Origin of the sequence: Rhodococcus sp. 05-2256-B1 (genome assembly GCF_002258465.1) — a bacterium.
In the GTDB taxonomy this organism is placed as follows: domain Bacteria; phylum Actinomycetota; class Actinomycetes; order Mycobacteriales; family Mycobacteriaceae; genus Rhodococcoides; species Rhodococcoides fascians.
Genome location: NZ_NOZA01000041.1, coordinates 82055 through 92271, shown reverse-complemented (window position 1 = coordinate 92271; position 10217 = coordinate 82055). Strand labels below are relative to the sequence as shown.

At 66.0% G+C, this 10217-nt stretch carries 7 protein-coding genes and 1 tRNA gene; 7 read left to right on the top strand and 1 reads right to left on the bottom strand.

Going from position 1 to position 10217, the window contains the following annotated elements:
• Positions 1 to 116 precede the first annotated feature (116 nt).
• Positions 117 to 202, bottom strand: a tRNA-Leu gene (locus CH285_RS25830).
• 207 nt (positions 203 to 409) lie between these two features.
• Here CH285_RS25830 and CH285_RS25825 point away from each other — a divergent pair.
• The 7 genes from CH285_RS25825 (at position 410) to pknB (ending at position 10215) form a co-directional block, all read left to right on the top strand.
• Positions 410 to 1879 (top strand): DUF3662 and FHA domain-containing protein, encoded by a 1470-nt coding sequence (locus CH285_RS25825; protein WP_032381889.1) that lies wholly within the window; start codon positions 410 to 412, stop codon positions 1877 to 1879.
• Between the two features lie 180 nt (positions 1880 to 2059).
• Positions 2060 to 2524 (top strand): FHA domain-containing protein FhaB/FipA, encoded by a 465-nt coding sequence (locus CH285_RS25820; RefSeq protein WP_027494977.1) that lies wholly within the window; start codon positions 2060 to 2062, stop codon positions 2522 to 2524.
• Positions 2521 to 3966 (top strand): PP2C family protein-serine/threonine phosphatase, encoded by a 1446-nt coding sequence (locus CH285_RS25815; RefSeq protein WP_032385262.1) that lies wholly within the window; start codon positions 2521 to 2523, stop codon positions 3964 to 3966. The genes CH285_RS25820 and CH285_RS25815 overlap by 4 nt, the downstream gene beginning before the upstream one ends.
• Positions 3963 to 5420 carry an FtsW/RodA/SpoVE family cell cycle protein gene (locus tag CH285_RS25810; protein ID WP_094642763.1) on the top strand — a complete coding sequence of 486 codons (1458 nt, stop codon included), beginning with the start codon at positions 3963 to 3965 and terminating at the stop codon, positions 5418 to 5420. Before CH285_RS25815 ends, CH285_RS25810 begins: the two co-directional genes overlap by 4 nt.
• Positions 5417 to 6901: a peptidoglycan D,D-transpeptidase FtsI family protein gene (locus tag CH285_RS25805; RefSeq protein WP_032373395.1), complete on the top strand. Its 1485-nt coding sequence runs from the start codon at positions 5417 to 5419 to the stop codon at positions 6899 to 6901. The genes CH285_RS25810 and CH285_RS25805 overlap by 4 nt, the downstream gene beginning before the upstream one ends.
• Positions 6902 to 6907: 6 nt before the next feature.
• The gene (locus CH285_RS25800) at positions 6908 to 8284 is read left to right on the top strand and encodes a serine/threonine-protein kinase (RefSeq protein WP_032373396.1); all 1377 of its coding nucleotides are present in this window, start codon (positions 6908 to 6910) and stop codon (positions 8282 to 8284) included.
• Positions 8281 to 10215 (top strand): Stk1 family PASTA domain-containing Ser/Thr kinase, encoded by a 1935-nt coding sequence (gene pknB, locus CH285_RS25795; RefSeq protein WP_032371410.1) that lies wholly within the window; start codon positions 8281 to 8283, stop codon positions 10213 to 10215. Before CH285_RS25800 ends, pknB begins: the two co-directional genes overlap by 4 nt.
• Positions 10216 to 10217: the final 2 nt, after the last annotated feature.

Here is a 10217-nt window from a genome sequence, read left to right as displayed (position 1 = left end):
CATCGACACGTCGACATCGTTGTCGAACTACACGAATGTAAGGCATCACCCGCGCTCACACGCCGGGGTTCGAAGAAACTACTGGCCGCAGCGATCGAGATCAGCTGCGGCCAGTGTGGTGGGCGGAGGGGGACTTGAACCCCCACGTCCCGAAGGACACTGGCACCTGAAGCCAGCGCGTCTGCCATTCCGCCACCCGCCCGGGTGACGGCGAGAACACTAACACGCACCCCGCCGTGCTCGAAAATCGCCGTCTCGAGCTGCCCCGAGCAACCGGCGGCACAGCGTTGCTGTCGGCCGCACCGTATATCATGCTTGCAGCGCGACTTCGTGATGACACGCGGCCGTCGCACCGTTGTAGGCAACAGGCACCACAGGGTGGAAGAACACAGTGAGAGGAGGGGTCACGATGGGCATCGTTCAGCGTTTCGAACGCAAGCTGCAGAGCGCTGTCGGCGACGTCTTCGCCCGCGTGTTCGGCGGCGGCGTCGTACCGGCCGAAGTCGAGGCGGCGCTGCAACAGGAGGCGTCCGATCTCGTTCGCCCCTTGGACGGCGGTCATTACCTGGCACCCAACAACTACGTGATCACGATCAACAGCTCGGATCACGAGGAACTTGCCGGTGATCGCGAGCTCACGGTCAAGGCTTTCTCGCGTCACCTGGACGATTACATCCGTGATCAGGGCTGGCAGACCTACGGTGACGTGGTGGTTCGCTTCGAACCGTCGCCCACCCTTCACACCGGACAGTTCCGGGCCAGTGGCTCGGTCGATCCCGATGTGGGACGATCGGCGATTGCTGCGCAGAACAGCTCTGTTCAGCAGAACGCGTCGGCACAGCCAGCCCGTCCCGTCCCTTCAGCCACGCAGCGACCGACTGCCCCACCGATGTCGATACCAGGAGCCGGCCACATGACGCAGAACCCAGGCTACGACCCGCAGCGCGACCCCGCGGACGGACATCGTCCGGATCCGCGCGCGCGCAACGGATACGCCGGTGGCCAGGATCCCCGCTACGCGGCGCGTGAGCAGAACGGATACGACGCGCAGGGTTACGCGCCCGCCGATCGAGATCAGCGCTACGACCAGCAGCCGTACAACGCCCAGGGCTACGAGAACCAGGGCTACGACGAGCAGCCGTACGCCCAGCACGGCCAGGCCTACAGCGCCGCCGGCGGCCCGGAGCAGGGATACGACCAGGCCTACGGAGCACCCAACGGTCAGGAGCAGGGTTACGACGCCCAGGGCTACGACCGAGCGGGCTACAACGCGCAGGGTTACGACGCTCAGGGCTACAACGCCCAGGGTTACGACGCGCAGGGCTACAACGGTGCCGGTTACGACTACAACGGTGGCGAGCAGGGCGGTGCCTACAGCGAGGCTCCCTATCAGGAGCAGGCGTACGGCGAGCCCGCCGGCCGCTATGCCGAGCCGCAGGGTGCCGGTTACCCACAGCAGGGCTACCAGCAGCCCGCCTACGACTACCCGCCCGCCCAAGCGCCCTACGGCCGCGGCTACCCCCAGGGTGCCGGTGATCGCGGGGACGGCTACGGCTACGACCAGCCGGCGTCCTACGCAGGTCAGCCCCAGGCGCTCGCCGCGACCCTTCAGCTCGAGGACGGCAGCGGCCGCTACTTCCAGCTCCGGGACGGCCAGAACATCATCGGGCGCGGCCAGGACGCCCAGTTCCGCCTCCCCGACACCGGGGTGTCACGCCGACACATCGAGATTCGCTGGGACGGCCGAGTGGCCATGCTGTCCGATCTAGGATCCACCAACGGAACCACCGTCAACGGTGCACCCGTCCAGGATTGGCAACTGGCCGACGGCGACGTCATCCGCGCCGGTCACTCCGAGATTCTGGTCCGGATCGTCTGATCACCGGAGTGGCCCGGCCGACCGAGATGTTCGTCTCCTCGACTCGCAGGTTCGCCCACCCGTATGTCGTCCACACGAGCGACTGCACCCTATGATGCTGCGAGACAACCATGTCTGTCGCGCCGCCGCGTCGGATTGTGGGGGATGCAGGTCCGATCGCGAAGGAGGAGGTGAATCGTCGTGCAGGGATTGATTCTGCAACTGACCAGGGCAGGTTTCCTACTCCTGTTGTGGTTCTTCGTCTGGGCCGTTCTTCGGACGCTGCGCAGTGACATCTATGCCGCAGCCGGTATGCGTGTGCCCGCCCGCTACTCCGGTGGCTCGAAGGTGCTCCCGTCGTTCAACAAGCAGAAGGTGGCGAAGTACCTCGTGGTGACCCAGGGCGGCCTCGCCGGCACGCGCATCTCGCTCGGCACTCAGCCGGTTCTGATCGGACGCGCAGACGATTCGACTCTCGTTCTGACAGACGACTATTCGTCCACCAGGCACGCTCGCCTCTCGCCTCGCGGCGGAGATTGGTACGTCGAAGACCTGGGCTCGACCAACGGCACCTACCTCGATCGAGCCAAGGTCACCACCGCTGTACGCGTTCCACTGGGAACTCCGGTTCGCGTCGGCAAGACCGTGATCGAGTTGCGCCCGTGACCCTTGTTCTCCGCTACGCCGCCCGAAGCGATCGCGGTCTCGTTCGCTCCAACAACGAGGACTCCGTCTACGCAGGTGCGCGACTGTTGGCTCTGGCCGACGGCATGGGCGGTCACGCCGCAGGCGAAGTGGCCTCGCAATTGATGATCGCCGCGCTGGCGCACCTCGACGACGACGAACCGGGCGAGGATCTGCTCGGCAAACTCGAAGCCGCCACCCGCGAGGGCAACGCCTCCATCGCCGACCAGGTGGAAGACGAGCCCGAACTCGACGGCATGGGAACCACGCTGACCGCAATCCTGTTCGCGGGCAAGCGAATGGGTCTGGTGCACATCGGTGACTCGCGTGCCTACATGCTGCGCGACGGCTCGCTCACTCAGATCACCCGCGACGATACGTTCGTCCAGTCACTGGTCGACGAAGGCCGCATCACCGCCGAACAGGCGCACACGCACCCGCAACGCTCACTGATCATGAGGGCGCTGACCGGTAACGAGATCGAGCCGACGCTCACCGTCCGCGAGGTCCGTGCCGGCGACCGCTACCTGTTGTGCTCCGACGGTTTGTCGGACGTCGTGAGCGACGAAACAATCGAGAACACCCTCGCCGAGGGCGAGACCGGGCCGTGCGCCGACCGCCTCATCGAACTAGCCCTGCGCAGCGGCGGTCCCGACAACGTCACCGTCGTCGTCGCAGACGTCATCGACCTCGACTACGGCCAGAGCCACCCGATTCTCGGCGGCGCAGCCAGCACCGAGGACGAAGAAGACGCTCCGCCGCCGAACACTGCAGCGGGCCGCGCCGCCGCCATGCGTCCCCCGCGCACGACGCCCAAGCGCGTGACCGCCCCTGTGGTGACACCGGAGAAGAAGTCGCACAAACTGCGGTGGTCGCTGATCGCGCTGACCCTGATCGTGTTGGCCGGAATCGGTGTAGTGGTTGCCAATTCGGTGATCAAGGGCAATTACTACGTCGGTGCCGACAACAGCAAGGTCACCGTGCTGCGCGGTCTCCCCGGTTCCGTTCTCGGGTACTCGCTGCAGAGCGTGGAATTGATCGGCTGCCTCGACGACAACGGTGGCGTCACACTGACCGCACCCGACGCCGCGCCGGCCGATTGCGTCCCGTTCGAGATCGACGACCTGTTGCCGGCCGCGCGCGAGCAGGTGACCGCAGGACTCCCGTCGGGCTCTCTCGACGACGCCCGCGGTCAGGTGCAACGGTTGGCCTCGGGAGACCTACTGGAGGTCTGCGAGACCGAGCCGGCAGTGACCACCACGGCCGCACCCGCCCCGACGACGCCGATCATCGCGCCCCCCGGAGTGCCGTTGCCTCCGCCCGCGCCGGAGCCCGTTCCGGAAGCTGCCCCGACCACTACCGCCGTGCCGACACCGACCGTCGCGCAGATCCCAGGCCAGAACTGCAGGACCGGTACTCGATGAGTTCCAATCCGTCCGCAGGAGGCTCCTTTCCGAGTCCTCCCGGTGGGTTCGCTCCCGCACCGATCCAGTCGAATCGTCGCAATGTCGAATTGCTGCTGCTCGGTGCCGCGGTCCTGATCACCACCATCTCGTTGATCCTCGTCGAAGCCAGCCAGGAACAAACGATCACCTGGGACCTGGCCAAGTACGCGCTGGCCTACCTCTCACTGGTGACGGTGGCGCACTTGGCCGTACGACGGTTCGCCCCCTATGCGGATCCGCTGCTGCTGCCGATCGTCGCGCTGCTCAACGGTCTCGGCCTGGTGCTGATCCATCGACTGGACCTGGCCGATCAGCAACAGGCGCAGTACCTCGGCAACCCCATTCCCTCGCCCGACGCCAACCAGCAGGTGCTGTGGACGACGCTGGCCATCGCCGGCTTCGTGGCACTGCTGGTGCTGCTGCGCGATTACCGCACCCTGGCTCGCTACGGGTACACCCTCGGCCTGGCCGGCTTGATCCTTCTCGCCATTCCCGCGCTGCTGCCGTCGGCGTTCTCCGAGGTCAACGGATCCAAGATCTGGATTCGGTTGCCCGGCTTCAGTTTGCAGCCCGGTGAATTCGCCAAGATTCTGCTGCTGATCTTCTTCGCGTCACTGCTGGTGTCCAAGCGCGAACTGTTCACCACGGCAGGCAAACACTGGCTCGGCATGGACTTCCCGCGCGCTCGCGATCTCGGGCCCATCATCGTCGTGTGGATCGTCTCGGTCGCGGTGCTCGTGTTCGAGAAGGACCTGGGCACGTCGCTGCTGATCTTCAGCACCGTTCTGGTGATGATCTACATCGCCACCGAACGTGTCGGCTGGATCATCATCGGCAGCGGTCTGCTGATGGTCGGATTCTTCTTCGCCTACCAGGCGTTCAGCCACGTGCGCGTGCGGACACTGACCTGGCTGGACCCGTTCGCGGACTACAACGACACCGGCTACCAGATTTCCCAGTCGCTGTTCGGTCTGGCCACCGGTGGGCTCGCCGGCACCGGCCTCGGCAGCGGTCGCCCGTCGCAGGTTCCGTTCCCCAAGACCGACTTCATCATCGCCACCGTCGGCGAGGAACTCGGCCTCATCGGTTTGGCCGCAGTGCTGATCCTGTATCTGCTGTTCGTCATTCGCGGAATGCGTACTGCGCTCGCCGTCCGAGACAGCTTCGGCAAGTTGCTCGCCGCCGGGCTCTCGTTCACCGTCGCCGTGCAGCTGTTCGTCGTCGTCGGCGGCGTCACCAAACTCATCCCGCTGACCGGTCTGACCACCCCGTACATGTCGTACGGAGGATCCTCGTTGCTGGCGAACTACCTGTTGGTCGCCTTGCTGATCAAGATCTCCGACGCAGCGCGTGAGCCTGCGACCCCCAAGAAGAAGCCCGCTGTGGCCGCCCCGATCGCCGAGGCGCCGACCGAAATGGTGAAGCGCGCATGAATACTCCCCTACGCCGCGTCTCCATCGCCATCATGGTGATGGTGGTCGCCCTGCTCGCCAACGCGACCTACGTTCAGGTCATCAAGGCCGACGACCTGCGCACCGACCCACGGAACTCCCGCGTTCTGCTCGACGAGTACTCACGTCAGCGCGGTCAGATCTCGGCCGGTGGCCAGGTTCTCGCATCGTCGGTTGCCACCGACGATCGCTACAAATACCTGCGCACGTACCCGCAGAATTCGATCTCCCCCGCGAGCCCGCAGGCCAACGCTCCGATCACCGGCTTCTATTCGATGCTGTACTCAAGCACCGGTCTCGAACGCGCCGAGGACCCGGTACTCAACGGATCCGACGACCGGTTGTTCGGCGGACGCCTGTTCGACCTCATCTCCGGCCGTGATCCCCGCGGCGGCAACGTCGTCACCACCATCGACCCGGTCGTCCAACAGGTGGCGTACGACCAGCTGACCGCCAAGGGATACACCGGCTCCGTCGTGGCCCTCGACCCCGCCACCGGCAACATTCTCGCCATGGCCAGCACACCGAGCTACGACCCCAACCTGCTGGCCAGCCACGACGGCAGCACCACGTCGACCGCCTGGGAGAACCTGAGCGACGATCCGGGCAAGCCGCTGGTGAACCGCGCGATCTCGCAGACCTACCCACCGGGATCGACGTTCAAGGTCATCACGACCGCCGCTGCGCTCCAGGCGGGTGCCACTCCGGACGATCAACTCACGGCCGCGTCGAACATCACCCTTCCGGGAACGTCGACGACGCTCGAGAACTACAACGGTTCGACGTGCGGAGGCGGTCAGACCGCCTCGCTACGTGAGGCATTCGCACGGTCGTGCAACACCGCCTTCGTCGAACTGGGCATCGACACCGGTGCCGACAAGATGCGCGAGACCGCCGCCAAGTTCGGTATCGGAGAGGACACCAGCATCCCGCTCACCGTCGCCGACAGCACCATCGGATCGATCGACGACGACGCGGCTCTCGGCCAGTCCAGCATCGGTCAGCGCGACGTGGCGCTGACCCCGCTGCAGGACGCCGTCATTGCCGCGACCGTCGCCAACGGCGGTGTACGGATGGCCCCGAACCTGGTGCAGCAGTTGCAGTCTCCCGACCTGTCGGACCTGTCCAGTTACCAACCCCAATCGATGGGTGAGGCGATCAGCCCCGATACGGCCTCGACCCTGACCGATCTGATGATCGGTTCCGAGAACAACACCAGCGGGGAAGGCAAGATCCCCGGGGTGCAGATCGCGTCGAAAACCGGTACCGCAGAACATGGTTCGGATCCTCGCAACACCCCGCCCCACGCGTGGTACATCGGATTCGCACCGGCGAAGGACCCCAAGGTCGCCATCGCCGTCATCGTCGAGGACGGCGGAGATCGAGCCCTCGCCGCCACCGGCGGTTCGGTGGCAGCACCCATCGGCCGCGCCGTCATCGCCGCCGCATTGCAGGGGAGGTGAGCATCGGTGCCACTGAGTAACGGAGCCGTCATCGCGCAGCGCTACAGACTGCTGCGCCTCATCGCCACCGGCGGCATGGGACAGGTCTGGGAGGCGATGGACAATCGCCTCGACCGCCGTGTCGCCGTGAAGGTACTCAAAGCCGAGTTCTCCGAGGACCCGGAGTTCTTGCAGCGCTTCAGGTTCGAGGCCCGTACCACCGCTCAGCTGAACTACCCCGGAATCGCCGGGGTGTACGACTACGGCGAGACCCGCGACGGTGCAGGCGAATCGCTCGCCTACCTGGTGATGGAACTGGTCAACGGCGAACCCCTCAACGCAGTGCTGGGTCGCATGTCGCGGCTGCCACTCGGCCACGCCCTCGACATGCTCGAGCAGACCGGGCGCGCGCTGCAGATCGCGCACACCGCAGGGGTCGTCCACCGCGACGTCAAGCCCGGCAACATCTTGATCACCCCCACCGGGCAGGTCAAGATCACCGACTTCGGCATCGCCAAAGCCGTCGACGCCTCCCCGGTCACCAAGACCGGAATGGTCATGGGCACCGCCCAGTACATCGCTCCCGAACAAGCCCTCGGCGAAGAGGCGACCTCGGCATCCGACGTCTACTCACTCGGCGTCGTCGGATACGAAGTACTCGCGGGCACACGGCCTTTCGTGGGCGACGGCGCCTTGACCGTCGCCATGAAACACGTCCGCGAAGCACCGGCACCCATGCCGGTCGACCTACCACCTGCCGTCCGTGAGCTCATCGAGATCACGATGGTCAAGGATCCGGCCGCCCGGTACGCCAACGGCGGTGAATTCGCCGACGCCGTCGCCGCAGTTCGGGCCGGCCGCCGGCCGCCGGCACCCGGCAACTCGCGCGGCACCGGAACCGGGAGAGTCATGATGCCCGGCGTCGTGCCCAGCCCGCAGCCGCCTCCGCCGTCGAGCACCCAGATGATGCCGACCTCGCAACGGGATTACCGGGGCCCGGCTACCGGCACTGCAGCTGCAGCGGTTCCCGAGCAGACCGGCATGTCCTCGGCACAGAAGGCGTTGGCCTGGGGCGGCGGCGCGCTCCTGCTGTTGGCCATCCTGATCGGCGGATACGTACTGCTGACCGGTGGCAGGGACGACTCGCCGACACCGTTCGTGCAGCCCACGACCACCACGCAGCCGACGACCACGACCACAACGACCACCGAGCCGACGACCACCACCGAAGAAACCACGACCACCGAAGAAACGACCACCACCACCACGACGACCACGACCACCTCGGAGGAGCCGACGACCACCGAAGAGAGCACGACGACCTCGGCGCAGCCCACCCAGACGACGACTCGCAGGCCGCTGATCGAGATTCCGTTCCCGCAAGCACCACAAGGACAACGATGACGACTCCCCGTACGCTCTCCTCTCGCTACGAGCTGGGCGAGATACTCGGTTTCGGCGGTATGTCCGAGGTTCACCTCGCTCGGGACACCCGACTCGATCGTGACGTCGCCATCAAGGTTCTGCGCGCCGACCTCGCTCGCGACCCCACGTTCTACCTGAGGTTCCGACGTGAGGCACAGAACGCTGCTGCGCTCAATCACCCCGCCATCGTCGCCGTCTACGACACCGGTGAAGCGGAGACCGAAGCCGGTCCGCTCCCGTTCATCGTCATGGAATACGTCGACGGCGACACGCTGCGCGACATCGTGCGCGCCGAAGGACCCATGGAGCCGCGTCGGGCCATGGAGGTCATCGCCGACGTCTGTGCTGCACTCGATTTCAGCCACCGCAACGGCATCGTGCACCGCGACGTCAAACCCGCCAACATCATGATCAACAACGCCGGCGCGGTGAAGGTGATGGACTTCGGCATCGCCCGCGCCATCGCCGACTCGTCCTCGCCGATGACTCAGACCGCGGCCGTGATCGGAACCGCGCAGTACCTCTCGCCCGAGCAGGCCCGTGGAGAACAGGTCGATGCGCGTTCGGACGTCTACTCGCTCGGCTGCGTGCTGTTCGAGATCCTCACCGGCGAGCCGCCGTTCAAGGGGGATTCGCCGGTCGCCGTCGCCTACCAGCACGTCCGTGAAGACCCCCAGCTGCCGTCGCTGGTGAACGACACCGTCCCACGCGAACTCGATTCGATCATCCTCAAGGCAATGGCCAAGAACCCGGCCAATCGCTACCAGAGCGCCGCCGAGATGCGTACCGACCTGGTCCGCGTTCTGGGTGGACAGCGCCCGAGTGCGCCCATGGTGATGAACGACGAGGATCGAACCACCATCCTCGGCTCCGTCGATTCCCGTCAGGCCGATTTCTCCGGCAAGGACAAGCCCGCCGCTACCGCGGCACCTCGGTCGTCACGCCACACGGAGGACTACGACGAACCGAAGAACCGCCGCGGCCTCAAGATCGCGTTGATCTCGGCGGCCGCGATCATCGTCGTCGCTATCGTCGGTGCCTTCCTGTGGTCGCTCGGTCCCGGTGCCGACCCCAAGACCGTCGCCGTGCCCACCGTCGTAGGACTGTCCGCAGACGAGGCACAGCGTCAACTCGAAGAAGCCGGCCTGCGAGTGAGCATCCAGGAGAAGCCCGACGCGGCGATTCCGGAAGGCTCGGCCATCGGCACCAATCCGGCGGCCGGATCACAGACCGAATCGCCGGGGAACATCCAGCTCGACGTGTCCTCGGGACCGCAGCAGGTGCAGGTTCCTCGACTGACCGGCCTCACCCAGCAGCAGGCGTCGGATGCACTGAACGAGGTGGGCCTCCAGCTCGATGCCACCGTCGCCCGTGCTCCGTCGTCACCCGAGAACCTCGACAAGGTCGTCGAGCAGAATCCGTCCTCGGGCGTGAGCATGAACGCGAACTCGCAGGTTCGCATCACCCTGGGCACCGGGCCGGCGCAGGTGCGGATGCCCGACGTCGTGGGGCAACTCGTGAACGTGGCGCAGCCGAACGTCGAGGGAGCCGGACTGCGCGTCCAGGTGCAGAACATCGACTCGGGACAGCCGACGGGTCAGGTCGTCTCCACAGACCCCGTGGGCGGCACCAATGTCACCGAGAACACCGTGGTCACGCTGCGCGTGTCGAACGGCGACAAGATCCCCATGCCCGACCTCGCCGGTCTGACCGAGGCACAGGCGTTGGCCGCGCTGCAGTCGGCCGGCTGGACGGGCACGGCAGCGGAACTGACGGCGACAAGGGAAGCGACGCTGGATCCGTTGATGGTCGGGCGAGTGGTGAATCAGACGCAGCCGGCAGGGTCCGAGATCAGCAAGTCCGACACCGTCACGATCAGCATCGGTGCCCTGGGTATCCCCGGGCGTTAGCG

Coding starts and splice junctions, on each gene's coding strand:
- CH285_RS25825 (WP_032381889.1), top strand. CDS start 410: ATGGGCATCGTTCAGCGTTTCGAACGCAAGCTGCAGAGCGCTGTCGGC.
- CH285_RS25810 (WP_094642763.1), top strand. CDS start 3,963: ATGAGTTCCAATCCGTCCGCAGGAGGCTCCTTTCCGAGTCCTCCCGGT.
- CH285_RS25805 (WP_032373395.1), top strand. CDS start 5,417: ATGAATACTCCCCTACGCCGCGTCTCCATCGCCATCATGGTGATGGTG.
- pknB (WP_032371410.1), top strand. CDS start 8,281: ATGACGACTCCCCGTACGCTCTCCTCTCGCTACGAGCTGGGCGAGATA.